This is a genomic window from Kocuria sp. p3-SID1428, assembly GCF_025149945.1.
Lineage (GTDB): Bacteria > Actinomycetota > Actinomycetes > Actinomycetales > Micrococcaceae > Kocuria.
In genome coordinates this window covers 11915-31490 of record NZ_JALXVH010000031.1, presented here as the reverse complement: position 1 = coordinate 31490, position 19576 = coordinate 11915, and the positions used below count along the sequence as shown (strand labels likewise).

At 70.6% G+C, this 19576-nt stretch carries 20 protein-coding genes; 15 read left to right on the top strand and 5 right to left on the bottom strand.

The genetic code is table 11. The annotated features are described in order from the left end of the window. The first annotated feature begins 211 nt into the window (after nt 1-211). Nucleotides 212-670 (top strand): class F sortase, encoded by a 459-nt coding sequence (locus M3E84_RS08185; protein ID WP_259895710.1) that lies wholly within the window; start codon nt 212-214, stop codon nt 668-670. Between the two features lie 97 nt (nt 671-767). Here M3E84_RS08185 and M3E84_RS08180 read toward each other — a convergent pair whose 3' ends face one another. Further along, nucleotides 768-1415: a hypothetical protein gene (locus M3E84_RS08180; RefSeq protein ID WP_259895708.1), complete on the bottom strand. Its 648-nt coding sequence runs from the start codon at nt 1413-1415 to the stop codon at nt 768-770. Between the two features lie 152 nt (nt 1416-1567). Here M3E84_RS08180 and M3E84_RS08175 point away from each other — a divergent pair, with 152 nt between their 5' ends. Both M3E84_RS08175 and M3E84_RS08170 read left to right on the top strand, forming a co-directional pair. Continuing rightward, nucleotides 1568-2362: a CDP-alcohol phosphatidyltransferase family protein gene (locus M3E84_RS08175; protein ID WP_259895707.1), complete on the top strand. Its 795-nt coding sequence runs from the start codon at nt 1568-1570 to the stop codon at nt 2360-2362. A gap of 5 nt (nt 2363-2367) precedes the next feature. Continuing rightward, on the top strand, nt 2368-3408 hold the full coding sequence (locus M3E84_RS08170; protein ID WP_259895706.1) for a phosphatidate cytidylyltransferase: 1041 nt from the start codon (nt 2368-2370) through the stop codon (nt 3406-3408). A gap of 97 nt (nt 3409-3505) precedes the next feature. On the opposite strand, the gene M3E84_RS08165 is transcribed toward M3E84_RS08170, so the two are convergent. Next, on the bottom strand, nt 3506-4618 hold the full coding sequence (locus tag M3E84_RS08165) for an LLM class flavin-dependent oxidoreductase (RefSeq protein WP_259895705.1): 1113 nt from the start codon (nt 4616-4618) through the stop codon (nt 3506-3508). 230 nt (nt 4619-4848) lie between these two features. Here M3E84_RS08165 and M3E84_RS08160 point away from each other — a divergent pair, with 230 nt between their 5' ends. Genes M3E84_RS08160 through M3E84_RS08150 form a run of 3 tightly spaced genes read left to right on the top strand, consistent with a single transcriptional unit; the run spans nt 4849 to nt 7711 of the window. Then, nucleotides 4849-5745, top strand: a complete 897-nt coding sequence (locus tag M3E84_RS08160; protein WP_259895704.1) for an ABC transporter permease — start codon at nt 4849-4851, stop codon at nt 5743-5745. Further along, nucleotides 5742-6617 (top strand): ABC transporter ATP-binding protein, encoded by an 876-nt coding sequence (locus tag M3E84_RS08155; RefSeq protein WP_259895703.1) that lies wholly within the window; start codon nt 5742-5744, stop codon nt 6615-6617. Before M3E84_RS08160 ends, M3E84_RS08155 begins: the two co-directional genes overlap by 4 nt. Nucleotides 6618-6640: 23 nt before the next feature. Beyond that, nucleotides 6641-7711, top strand: a complete 1071-nt coding sequence (locus M3E84_RS08150; RefSeq protein WP_259895702.1) for an ABC transporter substrate-binding protein — start codon at nt 6641-6643, stop codon at nt 7709-7711. Here M3E84_RS08150 and M3E84_RS08145 read toward each other — a convergent pair. Next, nucleotides 7663-8679 carry an arsenic resistance protein gene (locus tag M3E84_RS08145; RefSeq protein ID WP_259895701.1) on the bottom strand — a complete coding sequence of 339 codons (1017 nt, stop codon included), beginning with the start codon at nt 8677-8679 and terminating at the stop codon, nt 7663-7665. The genes M3E84_RS08150 and M3E84_RS08145 overlap by 49 nt on opposite strands. A gap of 89 nt (nt 8680-8768) precedes the next feature. Between M3E84_RS08145 and M3E84_RS08140 the strand changes: the two genes are divergently transcribed. Then, nucleotides 8769-9083, top strand: a complete 315-nt coding sequence (locus tag M3E84_RS08140; protein WP_259895700.1) for a GNAT family N-acetyltransferase — start codon at nt 8769-8771, stop codon at nt 9081-9083. A gap of 58 nt (nt 9084-9141) precedes the next feature. Further along, nucleotides 9142-10164 (top strand): pirin family protein, encoded by a 1023-nt coding sequence (locus M3E84_RS08135; protein ID WP_259895699.1) that lies wholly within the window; start codon nt 9142-9144, stop codon nt 10162-10164. Between the two features lie 71 nt (nt 10165-10235). Here the strand turns inward: M3E84_RS08135 and M3E84_RS08130 are convergent, their stop codons facing one another. After that, on the bottom strand, nt 10236-11021 hold the full coding sequence (locus tag M3E84_RS08130; RefSeq protein WP_259895698.1) for a hypothetical protein: 786 nt from the start codon (nt 11019-11021) through the stop codon (nt 10236-10238). Between the two features lie 178 nt (nt 11022-11199). On the opposite strand from M3E84_RS08130, the gene M3E84_RS08125 reads away from it, so the two are divergent. Beyond that, on the top strand, nt 11200-11751 hold the full coding sequence (locus tag M3E84_RS08125) for a methylated-DNA--[protein]-cysteine S-methyltransferase (RefSeq protein WP_259895697.1): 552 nt from the start codon (nt 11200-11202) through the stop codon (nt 11749-11751). A 222-nt stretch (nt 11752-11973) separates the two neighbouring features. Continuing rightward, nucleotides 11974-12297 carry a DUF2200 domain-containing protein gene (locus M3E84_RS08120; RefSeq protein ID WP_259895709.1) on the top strand — a complete coding sequence of 108 codons (324 nt, stop codon included), beginning with the start codon at nt 11974-11976 and terminating at the stop codon, nt 12295-12297. A gap of 4 nt (nt 12298-12301) precedes the next feature. Here M3E84_RS08120 and M3E84_RS08115 read toward each other — a convergent pair whose 3' ends face one another. Then, a complete protein-coding gene (locus tag M3E84_RS08115) occupies nt 12302-13147 on the bottom strand; it encodes a PhzF family phenazine biosynthesis protein (protein WP_259895696.1) in 846 nt (281 codons plus the stop codon). A 167-nt stretch (nt 13148-13314) separates the two neighbouring features. On the opposite strand from M3E84_RS08115, the gene M3E84_RS08110 reads away from it, so the two are divergent. The 5 genes from M3E84_RS08110 (at nt 13315) to M3E84_RS08090 (ending at nt 19457) form a co-directional block, all read left to right on the top strand. After that, entirely contained in the window at nt 13315-14316 is a 1002-nt protein-coding gene (locus M3E84_RS08110; RefSeq protein WP_259895695.1) for an NAD(P)-dependent alcohol dehydrogenase, read from the top strand. Nucleotides 14317-14450: 134 nt separating this feature from the next. After that, nucleotides 14451-14909, top strand: coding sequence for an ASCH domain-containing protein (locus M3E84_RS08105; RefSeq protein ID WP_259895694.1), 459 nt, complete (start codon nt 14451-14453; stop codon nt 14907-14909). A 300-nt stretch (nt 14910-15209) separates the two neighbouring features. Next, entirely contained in the window at nt 15210-16733 is a 1524-nt protein-coding gene (locus M3E84_RS08100) for a SulP family inorganic anion transporter (RefSeq protein WP_259895693.1), read from the top strand. Between the two features lie 214 nt (nt 16734-16947). Beyond that, nucleotides 16948-17559 (top strand): TetR/AcrR family transcriptional regulator, encoded by a 612-nt coding sequence (locus tag M3E84_RS08095; RefSeq protein ID WP_259895692.1) that lies wholly within the window; start codon nt 16948-16950, stop codon nt 17557-17559. Further along, complete coding sequence (locus M3E84_RS08090) at nt 17556-19457, top strand: MDR family MFS transporter (RefSeq protein ID WP_259895691.1); 1902 nt, start codon at nt 17556-17558, stop codon at nt 19455-19457. The genes M3E84_RS08095 and M3E84_RS08090 overlap by 4 nt, the downstream gene beginning before the upstream one ends. Nucleotides 19458-19576 lie beyond the last annotated feature (119 nt).

Below are 19576 nucleotides of genomic sequence, written 5' to 3'. Positions count from 1 at the left end.
CATCGTCATCGCAGAGAGGATCACGACCATGAGGATCGTCCCGCCCGCTCGCCTGGCCGCGGCACTCGGACTCGTCGTGGTCCTGAGCGGCTGCTCGGGCGGCGAGGCCCAGGACGATAGGTCACCGGAGCCTTCTGTCTCGACGGCCCCCGCTGTCCCGGCGTCGCCCTCCACGGCATCGTCGACGCCCTCGCCCGGACAAGACCCCGTCGTGCTGCCTGAATCCATGCCCACGAGCGTGCGGATCCCGGCGATCGGCACCGACTCCGAGCTGCTGTACCTGGGGCTGCGGGACAACGGCTCGCTCGAGGTGCCGCCCACGGGCCCTGGCTCCCCGGCCTCTTGGTACGACAAGTCGCCCACCCCTGGTGAGCTCGGGCCGTCGATCCTGCTGGGCCACGTCAACGAGGAGGACGGCAGCGACGGCGTGTTCGCGGGCCTGCGCGATCTGCAGCCCGGCGACGAGATCCAGATCGAGCGTGAGGACGGCTCCACGGCCACGTTCGCAGTCGACTACGGCGAGGCATATCCCAAGGACGACTTCGCTACGGAGAAGGTCTACGGCAACACCGACGACGCCCAGCTGCGCCTGATCACCTGCGACGGCTACGACCCCGAGACGGGGCTGTGGGACGACAACTACGTCGTCTACGCCACCCTCATCCCCTGACCTCCCTACCCGGGCCGAGTGGATACCCCGTTGCGCTATCGAGGCGAATAGCGCAATGCAGTATCCACTCGGCGGGGTGGTGCGGGAGGGGAGGGGGTCAGGCGGCGCGGTCGTCGTCGCGGCCGACCGAGCGGAAGAACCACGTGTAGAACGCGGCCCAGCCGGCCAGGAAGATCGCCAGCTCGACCGTGCGCGGCGAGACCCCCAGCAGCCGCGGGAGGCCGCGATCCGGGGCGCTGAGCCCGCTGCGCCGGGCTAGAGCCGCGATCCCCGAGATCACCGCGGTGACCGGCACGAAGCGTGCGAGCCGGGCGGGGAGAGTCCAGAGAGCGAGCCCGCTGAGAGGCATGCCCTGCGCTGCGGCCGAGCGGGCGTAGAGCTTGTACGGGGTGCCGGTGAACGGCCCGATCATCAGCGCGGAGAAGCCGCGGGTGCTCATCTGGGCATCGACCTTGGCGACCATCGCGGAGCTGATGGCGGGGATCCGCGCCGCCAGGGTCGCGGAGCGAGCGGGATCCGTGCGCGCCGACCAGCGGTGGACCACGGCCCCGCCGAGAACGGCCCCGGCTGTGGCTGTGAGGGTCAGGGCCTGCGCCCGACCGGGGCGGCGCAGCCCCACGGCGGAGGTCCAGGCATCCGGGACGACGAAGAAGACCGTGGCTTCCGCGAATCCCCAGGTGAAGGCGACCCCGTGCTGGACCAGCGCGCGACGGGCCCTGCGGCGCTTCTGCGATGGCTCGGTCATGTCCGCATCCTGCCAGCTGGGGCTCGCGACGGGGATGCGGGGCTGGACATCCGGCGTCACGGGTGGTCAGATCACATGACGAGCCATGCATTCATGATGGCAAACACTCCGCGGCTGTCCCGCGGGATCCCGGCCCAGGAGGCTCAGTGAGCATGCCCTCGCACGAACCGCGCGACGTCCCCAGCACCCGGCCCGGTGCCGCAGCGTCGGATCGCTCGGACGAGCGGATCATGCGCCGCGAGATCCCCCAGCGCTCCACGTCCTGGGCTAGGGCGGCGGCAGCGGCCATCGGGCGCACGGGGATCACGCCGAACATGATCTCCTCGGCTTCCGTCGCCGTGGCCGCGCTCGGGTGCGCCGCCCTCGTGGGCTCGGGTTGGGCGGTCTACCTCCACGACGACGGGCTGCGGGCGGTCCTGCTGATCATCGCCGCGCTGGCGGCCCCGCTGCGTCTGCTGCTGAACATGCTCGACGGCATGGTCGCCGTCGAGGGCGGTAAGCGCTCCCCGGTCGGCGATCTGTACAACGAGGTCCCCGACCGCCTTGCCGATCTGCTCTTCCTGGCAGGTGCCGGCTATGCGGCCGCCGCGATCCACGGCGGGGTCCCGATCGGCTGGGTGGCCGCCTCGCTGGCGGTGATGACGGCCTACGTCCGCTCGCTCGGGGCCGCACAGGGGCTGTCGAATCACTTCGACGGGCCCATGGCCAAGCCGCGGCGCATGTGGCTGCTGATGCTCGGCTGCCTGCTCTCGCTGCTGGAGCCGGCGCTGCTCGTCCCGGTGGGCCTTCCGCGGGGCTCGGTGCTGGGCGTCGTGCTGGGTGTGATCGCACTCGGCTCGCTGGCCACCGTCGTGATCCGGCTGCAGCTGATCGGCAGTGATCTGCGGACCAGGGCCGCAGGGGCCGAGGGCGTGCCCGGCGCCGCGCCCGGTGGACAGGAGCGCTGAGAGGCATGGGGATCGCCATGACGCCTTCGGGGATGCTCGGTGCGGGCTGGCTGCCCGAGCGGGTCGGCATGATCGGCGGGGCGGCTGCTTGGCTGCTGCTGGGCGCCGTCGTTGTCCTGGTCCTGGCCTCGATCGCCGTGCTGGCGATCTCCGCCCGGCTGCCGGCGTCCAAGGAGGGCTTCAGCACGGAGCTGCGGCAGCGGACCTGGGCCTGGTGGTACATGATCGGCGTCCTGGGGGCTGCGCTGCTGCTCGGGGAGACCGTGACGCTGCTGCTGTTCGCGGTGCTGTCCCTGCTGGCGCTGCGCGAGTTCGCCGCCCTGCTGCCGGATCGACGCCATGACCGCACGGCGCTGATCTGGCTGGGCATCATCACCCCGCTGCACTACTGGTTCCTGTGGGAGCACTGGTATGGGATGGCCGCGATCTTCATCCCGGTCTACGCGTTCCTGTTCCTGCCCGCGGTCGCGGCGCTGCAGGGGCGCACGGAGCACTTCCTGTCCCGCGCCGCCTCGCTGCAGTGGGCCCTGATGGTCTGCGTGTACGCGGTCTCCTATGTCCCGGCGCTGCTGCAGCTGCCGGTGGCGATCGCGGAGGGGAAGACGGCTGCCGAGGGCTCGGCGCCGGGCTCGGGCGGGTGGCAGGGTGCGGCGCTGATGCTGTTCCTGGTGATCGTGGTCCAGGGCTCCGATGTCCTGCAGTACGTCTGGGGCAAGACGCTGGGCAAGCACCCGGTGGCGCCGTCGGTGAGCCCGAACAAGACCTGGGAGGGACTGATCGGGGGAGTGCTCTCGGCCACAGCGCTGGGAGCGGCGCTGTGGTGGGCCACCCCGTTCACCCCGTGGCAGGCGGCGCTGCTGGCGCTGGTCAGCTGCGTGATGGGCTTCGCGGGAGGTCTGGTGATGTCGTCGATCAAGCGGGATCGCGGCGTGAAGGACTTCGGCGCGGTGATCCCGGGCCACGGCGGGATCATGGATCGCTTCGACTCGCTGGTCTTCGCCGCCCCGGTCTTCTTCCACCTGGTGCGCTTCTTCTTCTCCCCCTGACCTCCCCGCCGAGTGGATGCTCAGTTGCGCTATCGGGGCGAACAGCGCAACTGGGTATCCACTCGGCGGAGGGGGCGGAAGCGGAGGGGCGGAGGGGTCAGGAGGGGTCCGGGGCCAGGACGCCCCGACGCGCCAGCTCCGGGCGCAGACCCTCGCCCACCCAGTACGCCTCCTCCAGATGCGGGTAGCCCGAGAGGATGAAGTGCTCCACGCCCACTGCGTGGTACTCCTCGATCAGATCGGCGACCTCCTCGTGGCTTCCCACGAAAGCCGTGCCCGCACCGCCGCGCAGCAGCCCCACGCCGGCCCAGAGCCCGGGGTGGACCTCCAGATCGCGGGCGTCGTCCGGGACGGTGTCGCCGTGCAGCTCGGTCATCCCCTTCTGCGCCGCGGACTCGGAGGCGGCCAGATGCTTCTGCGAGGCCTTGACCTCCTCCGGATCCATCTGCTCCAGGAAGCGCTGCGCCACGGCCCAGGCGTCCTCCGAGCGGTCCCGGGTGATCACGTGGGCGCGCACGCCGAACTCCAGGGTGCGGCCCTCGGCGGCCGCCAGCTCGCGCAGCCGCTCGATCCGGGCACCGACCTTCTCGGGCGTCTCACCCCAGGTCAGGTGCACATCCGCGCGACGCGCCGCCACCGGCAGCGCCGCCTCCGAGTTCCCGCCGAAGTACAGCGGCGGAACGATCTCCGGCTGCTCGAAGGCCCGGGCATCGCGCGTCTGGTAGTGCTCGCCGTCGAAGTCGACGCCGCCCTGCGCCCAGATCGACGAGACGATCTCCATGAACTCGTCGGTGCGCTCATAGCGCTGATCGTGATCCAGCCAGTCTCCGAAGCGCTGCTGCTCGGCGGATTCGCCGCCGGTCACGATGTTGAACATCAGACGCCCGCCGGAGACCTTCTGGTAGGTCACGGCCATCTGGGCGGCCAGCGTGGGGGTGATCGTGCCGGGGCGGAAGGCCACCAGGAACTTCAGCTTGGAGGTGGCTCCGATCAGCGCGGCCGTGGCGATCCAGGCGTCCTCGCACCAGGACCCGGTGGGGGTGAGCACCGCATGGAAGCCGTTGGCCTCCGCCGCGCGAGCCACCTGTGCCAGATAGTCGAGGCTGGGCTCGCGCGGGGTGGTCACTGCGCGGTCGTTCGAGTGCGGTCGGTCGACCACGGAGCGGCCGTCGCCGTTGGTGGGGAGGAACCAGTTCAGGGTCACGCTCATTGTGGGGGAAGCCTTCTCTCGAGCCGTGGGATGCTTGCCGTCGACTCGAATCTACGTCCCCGCGGACGCAGGCCCGGGATCTGCGACTCGATCCGTAGGAATAGTTGACAGCTGCCCGGGCTCGGAGTCGGTCCCACGTGACGACATGACGCCCGAGCGCGGAAAATCCCCACATGTTCGGTAGGTTTCGAACTCCGAGAGCTTCGCCCCTCACCAGATCGGATGCCCCCATGTCCTCCCAGGCCACCGAGACGGTCCCCCCGTCGTCGGAGACGACCGACGACACGGACAGTGCCCGTCGTCCCCAGGGACGACGACGGCGCCGAGGCCTCCAGCGGATCCGCACCACGGCGCTGAGCCTGGTCGTGCTCCTCCTGCTGTGGTGGCTCGTCACGGCCGCCGGGCTGGTCCAGCCGCTGTTCCTCCCCTCGCCGGGTGCGGTGTGGTCGGCCTTCGTGCAGGCCAGCACCTGCCGTCCGATCGACGACGAGGCCACCCGGTGGGCCTGCGGCGAGCAGGGCTACTTCCTGTGGGAGCACCTGGCGCACAGCCTGCGCCGGATCGCGATCGGCGTCGGGATCGGCGCGGTCGTCGGCGTGGCCCTGGGCGTGGTGCTCGGCGCGTTCCGCCCGGTGCGCGAGATCGTGGAGCCGTTCCTGCACTTCCTGCGCGCCCTGCCCCCGCTGGGCTACATCGGCCTGCTGATCGTGTGGTTCGGCATCGGGGACACCTCCAAGATCTGGCTGCTGTTCCTGGCCGCGTTCCCGCCGATCGCGGTGGCCACCATGCAGGGGGTCCAGGGCGTGCAGGTCGCGCGCGTGAACGCGGCGCGCTCGCTGGGGGCCACCCGCTGGCAGGTGATGCGCCATGTGACCATCCCGTCGGCGCTGCCGGAGGTCATCGGCGGCATCCGCATCGCCACCGGCTTCACCTGGACCACGGTGGTCGCCGCCGAGCTGAACAACGGCATCCCCGGCATCGGCGGCCTGGCCTATGTCTCCGGAACGCAGCTGCAGACGCCGCTGACCATCGCCTGCATCATCGTGATCGGCCTGGCGGCGGTGGGGCTGGATGCTCTGATCGCGGCCGTGGGCCGCGTGGCGACACCGTGGCAGGGCCGCGCATGAGCGCCCCCGGACAGCCCAGCCGCAACGGGCACGACGACCCCCAGGAGCCCTTCCCGATGGACGACCGGAGCATCTCCGCCAAGATCCGCCTTGCGGCCGCCGCCAAGGACTACACGACCGACTCGGGGGACACCGTGCACGCCCTGGCCCCCACGGACCTGGAGATCCGCGAGGGCGAGTTCGTGTGCATCGTGGGCCCGTCCGGCTGCGGCAAGTCGACGCTGATGGACATGATCGCCGGGTTCCACTCGCCCTCGAGCGGAGTCGTGGCGGTCGACGGCGACCCGGTCACGGGCCCGTCGGCGGCGCGCGGCGTGGTCTTCCAGCAGGCCAATCTCCTGCCCTGGAAATCGGTGCGGGCCAACGTGGAGCTCGGCCCGCTGCTGCGCGGCGCGCCGGCCCAGGAGCGCCGGGAGATCGGCGAGCGGCAGCTGCGGCTCGTGGGCCTGGAGACCTTCGCGGACCGCAAGCCCTACGAGCTCTCCGGCGGCATGCAGCAGCGCGCCCAGATCGCCCGCGTGCTGGCCAACGACCCGGACGTCATCCTCATGGACGAGCCGTTCGGCGCGCTGGATGCACTGAGCCGCGAGCGGCTGCAGGTCGAGCTGCGGGGGATCTGGCGCCAGGAGCGCAAGACCATCGTGTTCATCACGCACTCGATCGACGAGGCCGTCTACCTGGGCACGCGCGTGCTCGTGATGAGTCCGCGCCCCGGCCGGATCGCCCTGGACCTCCCGGTGGAGATCGGGCGCGAGCACGACGACGTCTCCGTGCGCACCAGCCCCGAGTTCACCGCCCTGCGGAAGCGGATCGCCGGGGCGATCTACGGGGACGCCGCAGGCACGTCCCGCAGCACGACGGTCGGCGAATGATGATCAGCCACGAGGAGCGCCCCATGACCACCAGCATCCGCAGGGGCTCCGTCGTCGTGTCCCTGGCCGCCGTCGCGGCCCTGCTGCTCAGCGGCTGCACCGCAGCCCAGACCGAGCGTCGTCTCAATGCCGAGCACGGCGGCGCGGTCGCCGAGTGCCCCTGGGAGGCCGATGAGTCCGTGACCGGCACGATCGACCTGGGCTATCAGCTGCTGCCCAGCGGCGATCTGATCGTGCGCGATCAGCAGGTCCTGGAGGCCTGCATGCCCAATGCCGACATCCGGTGGACGCAGTACGCCTCCGGTGCCGAGGTCGTGCAGGGCTTCGGTGGCGACTCCCTGGACCTCGCGACGGTGGGCTCGTCCCCGGCCGTGAAGGCGCTGTCCGCGCCGCTGGATCTGCCCGTGGAGGTCGTGTGGATCCAGGACGTGATCGGCGAGTCCGAGGCGCTGATCGGCGCGGAGGGCATCACCGACCTGGAGGATCTGCGCGGCGGCAGCGTGGGCGTGCCCTTCGGCTCCACCGCGCACTTCAGCCTCCTTGCGCTGCTCGAGCAGGAGGGCCTGTCCGACGAGGTCACCGTGATCAACCTGTCCCCGGACGCCCTGCTCGGGGCCTGGCAGTCGGGGGAGATCGACGCCGCCTACATCTGGGACCCCACGCTCGGGGAGCTCGAGGCCGACGGCGGCACTCGACTCGTCTCCAGCACCCAGGCCGCGGAGATCGGGGCGCCGACCTTCGACCTGTCGGCCGCGGATTCGGGGTTCGCCGACGAGAATCCCGAGGCTATGGAGCAGTGGACCCGGGCTCAGGACTGGGCTGTGCAGATGCTGCAGGACGACCCCGGTCGCGCCGCCGAGATCCTGGCCCTGCAGATGGGCTCGGACGCCGAGACCGCCCGCCGCCAGATCGACGGTACCGGCTACCTGCGCGCGGCCGAGCAGCAGGAGCAGTTCTTCTCCGGGCCCCTGGCCGATGCCCTGATCGACACCGCGGACTTCCTGGACCAGCAGGGGGAGATCGACGCCCCCGCCGATCCGCAGCGCTACCGGGACGCGACAGCATCGTCGGCGGTCGAAGAGGTCGCGGGCTGACTCGAGGGCAGGAGCCGCGGCACCACCCGGACGAGGACCACCATGCCCACGAGCTCGACCATGGTCTGCGTGACCACAGCCAGCGGGATCAGTGGGGTCTGGTCCGCGACGGCCACCGCCAGCGGCAGGACCACCAGCGAGTTGCGCGCCGTCGCGCTGAACACCGCGGCGCGCTCCGAGGCCACCGGCAGGCGGGCCGCCCGGGCGATCAGCACGGTCGCTGCCGTCATGAGCACCAGGAAGGCGACGTAGACCGGCACGGACAGCGCGATCTCGGCCAGCTGCCCGCGCACCGCAGCGACCTGCGAGGCGATCACGGTGAGCAGCACCAGCATCAGCGCGGGGACCATGAGGGCCTGGCCGAGACTCTCGAAGCCCCGCGCAGCACAGGAGGCCCTGGCGTCGTCGCCGCGGCGTGCCGCGAGCTGCACCACGACGGCCGCGCCCAGCGGCACCAGCAGCATCCGCACCAGGGCGCTGAGGAACAGCCCGGGCTCGATCCGCAGGGGGACGTCGGGCCCGGCCAGCAGCCACAGCAGAGGGCCGAGCAGGAGCATCTGCGCCAGCATCAGCAGCGGGGCCGCCGCGGTGATCCGAGCCCGATCGCCTCCGGCCAGCCCCGCGAACACGATCACCCAGTCGATGCACGGCACCAGCAGCACCACCAGGATCCCCAGCACGAGCTCGGGATGCCCTGTCAGGGGCCTGGTCAGCAGCCACGCGAGCGCTGGGACGACCACGAAGTTCAATCCCAGCAGGACCAGCAGGAAGCGACGGTCGCGCAGCCCGTCGCCCAGCTGGGTCAGCGGGATCCCCAGGAACGTGCTCCACAGCAGCACCGCGATCAGCGGCGGCACGGTCGGCTCCCACGCGGCGGTCGCGGCGGGGAAGACCAGGCCCAGCGCGGCCCCGAGGACCATGGTCGCGAGATACAGCGGCACCTGGTGCCGCTCCAGCCACGCGACCATCGCCTCTCCTCCCTCGACCCTTCGGGGCGTCCAGTCTCCCGGCGGTCGCCGCGGCGGCACAAACCGGCGTCGCCGCGCGTTGCACGGACATGACCGATGCACTGCAGCCCTCGCCCACCGCCGATCTCGAGCTGCGCCACGACGCGTCAGCCCATGCCTTCCAAGCGCTCGACGGCGGCCGCGTCGTCGGCGAGGCCCACTACACCCCGCGGGATCACGACGGCCGCACCCAGCGGATCTTCGACCACACCCTCACGCAGCCCAGCCATCGCGGCCGCGGCGTGGCGGACCGGTTGGTCTCCCACGCGATCGCGGAGACGGTGGCCGCCGGCATCGAGCCGCAGGCCACGTGCTGGTACGTCCAGGGCTGGCTGCGCGAGCACCCGGAGGCGCTGCGGGGCTGAGCCGTCGGCGCATCCCGCAGTCCGTGACGCATCACGTGAACTGTGCTGGAATGTCTCCATGAGCAACGTGGAGCCCGTCCCGCTGGAGACCCTCTGCACCGCCGAGCCAGGGCACGAGATCCAGATCCTGCCGCCGCGCGTGGTCCCGCTGGGCGGGCCGCGCGCCATGGACGTGCGCCGCGTGCTGCCGCAGCGCAAGCGCTCGCTGATCGGCGCCTGGTGCTTCCTGGACAGCTACGGTCCCGATGACGTCGCCCAGACCGGAGGCATGGACGTGCCCCGCCACCCGCACACCGGCCTGGCGACGGTCTCGTGGCTGTTCACGGGCCAGATCGACCATCTGGACTCGGCGGGCAATCGCGCCGTGGTGCGTCCCGGCGAGATGAACCTCATGGTGGCCGGTCGCGGGATCACCCACCAGGAGATCTCCACCGCGGACACGTCGGTCCTGCACGGCGTGCAGCTCTGGTACGCGCTGCCCGAGTCCACGCGGCACATGGAGCACGATTTCATCCATCACGTTCCGCAGCCCGTGCGCGGCGACGGCTCGCAGATCCGCGTCTTCATCGGTGAGCTCGCCGGCGACGACGCCCAGGTGGAGACCTCCACCCCGCCGCTGCTGGGCGCGGAGATCCTGCTCGAGCCCGGCGCCGTGCTGGAGCTCGACGTGCAGGAGGGGTTCGAGCACGGCGTCTACCTGGACTCCGGCGCCCTGAGCGTGGACGGCGTCGCGGTGGAGGCCGAGCACCTGGCCTACATCGGTCCGGGGCGGGTGAGCCTGCGCCTGGAGGTCGACGACGACGCCGAGTCCGTGCGCCTGATTCTGCTGGGCGGCGAGCCGTTGGACGAGGAGATCGTCATGTGGTGGAACTTCATCGGCCGCACGCACGAGGAGGTCGTGGCCTACCGGGCGATCTACCAGCACGAGCTCGGCTTCGAGGATGCCCCGTCCGAGGAGATCCTGGCCGCCGCGGGCCTGAGCGCCGATGACGAGCCGCGCTTCGGGCCCTACCCCGACGACCAGCCCGCTGCGCTGCCCGCCCCGCCGCTGCCGAACACCCGGCTGCGCTCGCGGGGCTGAGGGGCGTCAGCAGTTTTCAGCGGACGCGCTGACCGCGTCCCTGAGCGCCGCGGCGAACTCCTCCGGGGAGCTCACGGTGTGGGGGAGGGGAACCGCGACGGTGTCGCGGTGGGGCCCTCGACCAGCAGGAGCGTGAGCTCGCGGTCGGAGAGGGACACCGGGTAGGCGCGCCCCGTGGCGCAGCGCACGCCACCCGGCGCGTCTGGGTGCTCGGCGGTCGGCGTCGACGCCGGGCGAAGCTCGGTGAGAAGGCCCGTCAGGTGCGTACCCCATTCGGAGCGCAGCAGCTCGACGGTCTCGAGCTCCTCCGCCGGACCGGGCCACGACGGCCGCGGGGCCAGGGCCTCGCGATCCAGCATGTGGCACCCGGGGATGTGGTGGATCGTCATGCGCAGGGGCTCCACGCGCCACAGCTGCGAGCCCGGCCAGCAGGTGAAGGTCCGGGCGATCTCGCTGGGCAGGGGCCCCTCGGACAGCAGTGCGGTCTCCTCGTCCTCCGTGCAGCGGGTGACCACGGCATGGCCGCTGAGCTCGGCGACCGTCATGCGGATCTCGGCCACGGGGGCCTCCGCTGTGATCGTCATGGAGACGTGCTGCGGGCGCTCGATCGGCATGGGCGGCCACTGCCCCTCCTGCGGGGACACCACCATGTACCGGGTGCCGTCCTGGGCGGCGCCGTGGAAGGACGTGTCCAGGAGGTGGCCGCGGGCGCCGTCATGGCAGGAGATCGTCATCCGGCCGGCTCCGTTGAGCAGGCGGGCCGAGGCGTCGGCGGCGGCCACGTCCAGGTGGCACGGAACGACCTGCGCCGGGTCGCCTGCACGGGCGGCCGTCTCGGCGTTCTCGCTGGGTGCCATGATCGCTCCAGGGGTGTCGTCTTGCGGTGGTGCGGCGGGGCCTTTCGCACCACCGATGAGGTGAGCCTAACCTGAATTTGAGGTGCGCCGTCAAGGGCTGATGACCGGCTGCGTGCCGGCTGCGACCCGTCGGCACTCTGATGTCGGCGTCTCGTCGTGCCAGGATCGGGGCATGCGCATGCCCCCTGAGCCCGTCTGGAGCTGGGTCGAGACCCCGATCGGTGACGGCCTGATCGTGATCGGCCCCGGCGGCGCGGTGCGCAGCGTGTTCTCCACCCCCGACGGCACCGGGATGCCCCGTGAGGAAACGGTTCTGGTGGAGGTCGGCGACCGGCTCGGCGCAGCGCCCGCTCGCGACCCGGTCGCGCTGGCCGAGATCATGGAGCGGATCGAGGCCTGGTTCGACGGCGACGTGCAGGAGCTCGAGGTCCCCGTGGATCTGGGAGGGGCCGACGGCTTTCGTCGGGATGCGTGGGAGCGGATCGCGCAGATCCCCTATGGGCAGACCCTGGCCTATGGGCAGCTGGCTGCGGAGGCGGGTCGTCCGGGCGCGGCCCGAGCCGCTGGAACGCTGTGCTCGGAGGTCCAGGTCCCGCTGTTCCTGCCCGTCCACCGGGTCACTCGCGCAGACGGCAGCACCGGCGAGCCCGACCCCCGGTCGGCCGTGCGGCGGATGCTGATCGAGCACGAGCGAGCGGTGCTCACCGGCAGCCCGTCACCCTGGGCGTGAGCGCCGCTCCCGCTGAGGCCGCACCACCGCAGCCCCTCATTCTTGAAGCCGCACCACCGCATCCCTTCACCGCTGGGGCCGCACATTCGCACGCCATCGGGGTCGGCGGACTGTCCAAGTGCGGCCTCGGCGGAGGGGAGGGGCAGTGCGGCTGCCAGCCGTGCGGTCGGTAGGGTGCGATGCGTGACGACCGATCAGAAGACCCTCCGGCGGGTTGCCGCCATGCCGTTCGCCTCGGTGTATCCGCACTACGTGACCAAGGTCGAGAAGAAGGGCCGCACCCGCGAGGAGCTGCACGCGGTCATCACCTGGCTGACCGGCTACGACGACGCCGAGATCCAGCACCACCTGGACGCGGAGACGCCGTTCGAGGAGTTCTTCGCTCAGGCGCGGCTGAATGAGAGCGCCGAGCTGATCACCGGCGTGGTGTGCGGTGTCCGCGTGGAGGAGATCGAGGAGCCGCTGATGCAGCAGGTCCGCTGGATGGACAAGCTGGTCGATGAGCTGGCCAAGGGGAAGGCGCTCGAGAAGATCCTGCGCGGCTGAGGTCTCAGAAGCTCACGATGCCGGTGATCATGACCTCCGCGGGCCCGCCGACCCACACGTCCTGACCGTCCGAGCGCACGCGCACCCGTCCGCTGCGACCGATCGCCGTGCCCTGCGCCGCCGTGTACTCCTCCGGTGCCATGCCGGCGCGGATCAGCCATGTCCCGAAGCCCGCCTGGAGGCTTCCCGTCACAGGGTCCTCGCGCATGCCGTGCTCCGTGGGCACGAAGGCGCGGACCTCCACGTCGGCATCTCGTCCCGGCTCATGCGGGCCGAAGACGCCCAAGCGCAGATCGTGCTCCGCGATCAGGGCGGCATCCGGCTCCAGGGCCAGGACGGTCTTGGCATCCGCCAGCACGATCCCCAGCCACCCGGGCCCGTTGTCCACCCAGTTGGCGCCCTGGACATCGCCGGGCTTCAGCCCGAGCGCCTCGGTGGCCACGACGAGCGTCGAGGACTCGACCTCGCCGCTGCGGCGCAGGGGAGGGGCCGAGAAGGAGAGGCCGTCGTCGTCCGACAGGACGGTGACCAGGCCCGCCCCGCATTCCTGGACGATGGTCCCGTCCCGGCGCAGTGCGCCGCCGGCCGCCAGCCAGGCGCGTGCCGAGCCCAGGGTGGGGTGCCCGGCGAACGGCAGCTCCTCCTGCGGTGTGAAGATCCGCACGCGGTAGTCGGCTCGCTCGTCCTCCGGCGGCAGCAGGAAAGCGGTCTCGGAGAGGTTGGTCCAGCTCGCGAACTGGGCCATCTGCTCGTCAGTGAGCTCGGCGGCATCGTGCACGACGGCCAGCGGATTCCCGGCGTGCGGGACCCCGGAGAAGACATCGACCTGGGAGAAGCGGAAATCGACCATGGTCGTGAGTCTGGCACTGGGCTCGGACGGCACAACGGCCCCGCGCGGTCATGGCGATCGTCGTACTGAGGGCGGATGGGCTCTTCTGCGACGTCGGCCGTAGGTGGCAGGCTGGAGGCACAGTCAACCGCGGACCCGCGTGCGGTCCGTTCGAGAGGAGTCCGACCATGAAGCAGTTCATCGTCCCCGCCGGCGGCGGTCTGGAGAACCTGCGCCTCGACGACGTCGACGAGCCCGGAGCTCCCGGCCCCGGTGAGATCCGTGTGGACGTGAAGGCCTCGAGCCTGAACTTCCACGACTACATGGTGATCTCCGGCGACATGCCCCCGAACGAGGATCGCGTGCCCCTGGCGGATGCCTCCGGCGTGGTCGCGGAGGTCGGCGAGGGTGTCGACGAGTTCGCGGTCGGCGACCATGTGGTCTCCGTGTTCTTCCCGTTCTGGCAGTCCGGCGATGACGTCGAGTCCTCCTTCTCGAGCTCCCCGGGCGACGGGGTGGACGGCTATGCCCGTGAGTCCGTGGTGCGTCCGGCGAGCTGGTTCACTGCAGCGCCCGAGGGGTGGACCCACCCCGAGGCCGCGACCATCACCACCGCAGGCGCCACCGCGTGGCGCTGCCTGGTGACCGAGGGCGGGCTGAAGCCCGGGCAGACCGTGGCCCTGCTGGGCACCGGGGGCGTCTCGATCCTGGCGCTGCAGATCGCCAAGGCCATGGGTGCCACGGTGGCGATCACGTCCTCGTCGGATGAGAAGCTCGCTCGCGCTCGCGAGCTCGGTGCAGACATCACCGTGAACTACAACGACGACCCCGAGTGGGGCCGCACGATCAAGAAGCAGACCGGCGGGGCGGACATCGTCCTGGAATCGGCCGGTGCGCAGACCCTGCCGCAGTCGCTGCGCGCCGTGAAGCCGGGCGGGGTGATCTCGCTGATCGGCGTGGTCGCCGGCGGCAACGGCGAGATCCCCACTGCGCTGCTGATGACCAAGCAGGTGCGCCTGCACGGCGTGCTGGTGGGCTCGCGGGCCACGCAGCAGGAGTTCGTGACCGCCATGGACGGCCTAGGCATCCGGCCGGTGCTGGATCAGACCTTGCCCATGACCGACCTGGCGAGGGCCTGCGAGCTCATGGGCGGGCAGTCTCACCTGGGCAAGATGGCCCTGGAGTGGTGATTCGCCGCCACTGAGCGCGCGTTCGCTCGTCGCGATCCCGCTTCCGTGCGGCCGACCAGCCGAGATCCCGCCAGAATGCGCGGAATCGCCGGATCTGCGCACGGAAGCGGGATCTCGGCAGGAAAGTGAACAGCATGGACCTGATGCCCTATTGGAGGGGCGTCCGGGCTGAGGTCGCCGGGTTGCCTGAGCAAGTGCCGGAGGCATGGGCCTTCGGTGCCGAACCCACGCAGGCCGACGAGCTTCTGGCTCTGGTGCTCGCTGGAATCAAGTCGGCAACCGCGTCATCGCTGTGGGACTACGAGGCCGAAGGCGAGCCGCTGCCGACAGCGGGAGGTCTGAGCATCGTCCTGGACGGTCGCGGTGAGCCGCGCGCTGTGATCCTCGCGACCGACGTGCACGTGGTCCCCCTCCGCGGGGTCGACGCGGAGCACGCGCACGCCGAAGGGGAGGGTGACCGGTCCCTGGCCCACTGGCGCGCTGTCCATGAGCAGTTCTGGCGTCAGCACTCCCCGGGCGGCCGAGGCTTCGACGATCAGATGCCGGTGGTCTGCGAGCGGTTCACGCTGGTGCACCCGCTTCCGCCCAACTGACGCTTCCGTGCGGCCGACAAGCCGAGATCCCGCCAGAATGCGCGGAATCGCGGAATCTGCGCACGGAAGCCCGATCTCGGCACCGATCGCGCACGGAGGCCTGATCTCGGCAGGTGTGATGCGCTGAGATCGGCTCGACAGCGATTCCCGCGCCAGGCTAGGGTGCGACGCTTGTGCCCGCATGGCCCGGCGGGCATCGCCCCGTCTCCGCAGCCTCCACGAGGGGCATCGTCGGGCGCGCTAGATCCCCTCGCCCTCGGGAGGCCGTATCCGAGCACCTGACCCTGGAGACATGACTTCATGACGACTGCGACCACCTCCGCCGCCGAGCGCAGCGGACAGCACTCGGCGCCCTCGGTGCTCACCGCGCTGCGGAACCCGCGGATCCTCACGCGCGAGGTGCTCGCCGGGCTGGTCGTGGCTCTGGCCCTGATCCCCGAGGCGATCTCGTTCTCGATCATCGCCGGGGTCGACCCCAAGGTGGGCCTGTTCTCGTCGTTCATCATGGCGGTGACCATCGCCTTCGTCGGCGGCCGTCCCGCCATGATCAGCGCCGCCACGGGAGCGGTCGCCCTGGTGGTCGCGCCCGTGGTCCGCGACTACGGCATGGAGTACTTCATCGCGACGGTGCTGCTGGCGGGCGTGCTGCAGATCCTGCTCGCGGTGCTCGGTGTGGCCAGGCTGATGCGGTTCCTGCCGCGCAGCGTGATGGTCGGATTCGTGAACGCGCTGGCGATCCTGATCTTCATGGCCCAGGTCCCCGAGCTCATCGACGTCCCGTGGGCGGTCTACCCGCTGGTGGCGATCGGACTCGTGATCCTGGTCTTCATGCCGCGGCTCACCAGGGTCGTTCCGGCGCCGCTGGTGTCGATCGTGCTGATCACCGCCGTCGTGGTGGCCCTGGCCATCGACGTGCCGGCCGTGGGCGACAAGGGCGAGCTGCCCCGCAGCCTTCCCGAGCTGTTCATCCCGAACGTCCCACTGACCTGGGAGACGCTGACGATCATCGGTCCCTTCGCGCTGGCGATGGCGCTCGTGGGCCTGATGGAGTCGCTCATGACCGCCAAGCTCGTCGACGACATCACCGAGACGCGCTCGAACAAGACCCGCGAGTCCTGGGGGCAGGGCGTGGCGAACGTGGCCTCGGGCCTCTTCGGCGGCATGGGCGGCTGCGCCATGATCGGGCAGACCATGATCAACGTGAAGGCCTCGGGCGCGCGCACGCGCATCTCGACCTTCCTCGCCGGCGTCTTCCTGCTGATCCTCATCGTGGTGCTCGGCGACCTGGTGGCGATCATCCCCATGGCCGCGCTGGTGGCGGTGATGATCATGGTCTCGGTCGGCACCTTCGACTGGCACTCGATCAGGCCCTCCACCCTGCGGCGGATGCCCAAGAGCGAGACGGCCGTCATGGCGATCACCGTCGCGGTCGTCGTCGCCACGCACAACCTGGCCATCGGCGTCATCGTGGGCGTGCTCGTGGCCTCCGTGATGTTCGTGCGACGGGTCGCCCACCTGGTCGAGGTCAGGCGCGAGATCGTCGAGCGGGAGGGCACCCAGGTCGCCCACTACACGGTCGAGGGCCAGCTGCTCTTCGCCTCCAGCAACGATCTGACCACCATGTTCGACTACGCGGCCGACCCCGAGCACGTGGTCGTCGACTTCGCGCGCTCCCACGTCTGGGACGCCTCGACCGTGGCGGCCCTGGACGCGATCGAGACGAAGTACGAGCAGCATGGCAAGACCGTGGAGTTCGTCGGCATGGACGAGGTCACCACCGCGTTCCACGCCCGCCTCACGGGTGGTCTGGGCGCCGGCCACTGAGGCCTCTGCGCGCCCTGTCTGCCGAGATCCCGTTTCCGTGCGCCCGGCGTGCCGAGATCACGTCAGAATGCGCGGATTTGGCGATTCTGCGCAGGGAAGCATGATCTCGACGGCGGCGATGCACGGAAGCCTGATCTCGGCGCCCGTGGCGATCGTCACGCAAAGTGCAGTTGTGCATAAATAGCGCGAGTGCAAAAATGCATGAGTGAAAGAAGTGAGTCTGAGGGAGCGCAAGAAGGCCCAGACGTGGCACGACATCCACGTCGTCGCCGCTGAAGCCGTGCTGGAGCGGGGTCTGCAGGCCGTGACGGTGGAGGACATCGCCGCGTCCGTGGGGATCTCCCAGCGCACGTTCTTCAACTACTTCCCCACCAAGGATCACGCGGTCATGGGGGTGCGCGAGCCGATCATCCCGGAGGGCGTCGCTGAGCGCCCGCCGGAGGGTGCGAGCACCCTGCGCGGCGTCGTCGAGCTCTACATGCAGCTGGTGGCCTCCGCCATGCCCCCGAACTCCGCGAACTTCCGGGTCCGCCTCATGCAGACCCACCCGGACCTCGGGCGTCTGCTCAAGGACACGATGCACGGCTGCGAGCACATCGTGCGCGATCTGCTCCGCGGGTGGGCTGAGCAGGGCCTGGAGCCCCGGATGCTGGGCCCCGGCCCTGACCTCGACGAGCGCATCAGCATGCTCGTGCTCACCGCCGGTGCCGCGCTGCGCTTCGTGTTCTCCCGCCCGGACCGTGTTCCGGGCTCCGAACCTTCCCCGGAGGACCTCGACCACGCGGTCGACGTCCTCGTCAGCCTCATCAGAACGGACCACGCATGACCAAGACACCTCCCTGGGGCGACCCCGCGCAGGGGCGCCCCTCCGACGAGCGCCAGTCCACGGGCTCGCTCACGGCCGTGGACTCGGCCAGCCTGGGGCTCCCCAGCTCCTCGCCGATGACCGGCCAGCTGACCGCCGTTCGCGGCGCCTCCGACGGGCGCCGGGCGGAGGCGGCAGAGCGCCATCAGGAGGTTGAGCAGGCCGAGCAGCAGCGTCCGCGCCTGATCCCGATCTTCATCGCCCTGATGCTCGCGATGCTGCTGGCCTCGCTGAATCAGACGGTGCTCTCCACCGCGCTGCCCACGATCGTGGGCGAGCTCGACGGTGTGCACCAGATGCAGTGGGTCATCACCGGCTACATCCTGGCCTCGACCGTCACCATGCCCTTCTACGGCAAGATCGGCGACCAGATCGGGCGCAAGCCCCTGCTCGTCGGCGCGATCCTGGTGTTCATGACCGGCTCGGTCGTGGGCGGTCTGGCCCCCACCATCTGGTGGCTCATCGCGGCCCGCGTGATCCAGGGACTGGGCGGCGGCGGTCTGATCATCCTGTCCCAGACCGTGGTCGCCGACATCGTCCCCGTGCGCGAGCGCGGCAAGTACATGGGCGTCATGGGCGGCGTCTTCGCGCTGTCGTCGGTGGTCGGGCCGCTGATCGGCGGCTGGATCACGGAGGGCCCGGGCTGGCGCTACGCGTTCTGGATGAGCGTGGCGCTCGGCGTGGTCGCCCTGGCCGGCGTTGTCTTCTTCCTCAAGCTGCCCAAGCACCACGGACGCGTCTCCGTGGACGTGTGGGGCATGCTGACCCTGGGTGTGGCGACCGTGGCCGTGATCCTGACGATCACCTGGGGCGGCAGCACCTACGACTGGGCCTCTGCGCAGATCTTCGGGCTGATCGCGATCGCCGTGGTCTTCACCGCGATCTTCATCATGATCGAGTCCCGCGTGGCCGAGCCGGTCATGCCCCTGGGCATGTTCCGCAACCGCACGTTCCTGCTGGCCACCTCTGCCGGCATGATGATCTCCGTGGCCATGTTCGGTGCGATCGGCTACATGCCGACCTACCTGCAGATGGTCCACGGCGCCAGCGCGACCAGCTCGGGCCTGCTGATGACGCCCATGATGGCGGGCGTGCTGATCGCCTCGACCGGATCGGGAGCCCTGGTCTCGCGCTACGGCCGCTACAAGGCCTACCCGCTGGTCGGTGCGGTGCTCGTGGTCATCGCCCTGTACCTGCTCTCCCAGCTCACCGCTGAGGCCGCCGTGTGGCACGTGTGCCTGGCGCTGGGCGTCATGGGCGTGGGCCTGGGCCTGATCATCCAGATCCTGGTGCTCGCGGTGCAGAACGTGTTCCCCGGCTCGATGGTCGGCACGGCCACGTCGGGCAACAACTTCTTCCGCCAGGTCGGGGCCACGATCGGCTCGGGAGTGGTCGGCGTGATCTTCGCCGGTCGCCTGACCGACCTGATCGCCGAGCGGATGCCCGCCCAGGCCCAGGCGGCCATGCAGGGAAGCGGCTCGGACGCCTCTTCCGGGCTGACGCCCGAGCTGGTGGACTCGCTGCCGGCGCCGATCCGGGAGGTGATCACCTCGTCCTACAACGACGCCCTCACGCCGATCTTCATGGTGATGATCCCGCTCGTGGTGCTCGCGCTGATCCTGATGGCCTTCATCCCGGAGACGCCGCTGGCCACCTCCATGAAGCGCGACGTCCCGTCCGAGGACGGCGACGGCGGCGACGACGCCCGCGGCGAAGGCTCCGGCTCCGCTGCGCGCCCCGCTGCCGACGACTCCGACGTCGACCGGCCCGCGGCGCAGCGCACCGTCGACGACGAGCGCCGCGACCCGGCGCCCGAGCCCCTGCCGGTGCTCGATCCGCAGGAGCAGCCCCGCCGCTGACCTGCAGGCACCTCACGGTCCCGCTGCGCCCCGTCGACCATGGTCGACGGGGCGCAGTCTCGTTAGGCTCACAGGTATCGAGCGACGCGGATCACACCTGTTCCGCGCGCACCACCGCG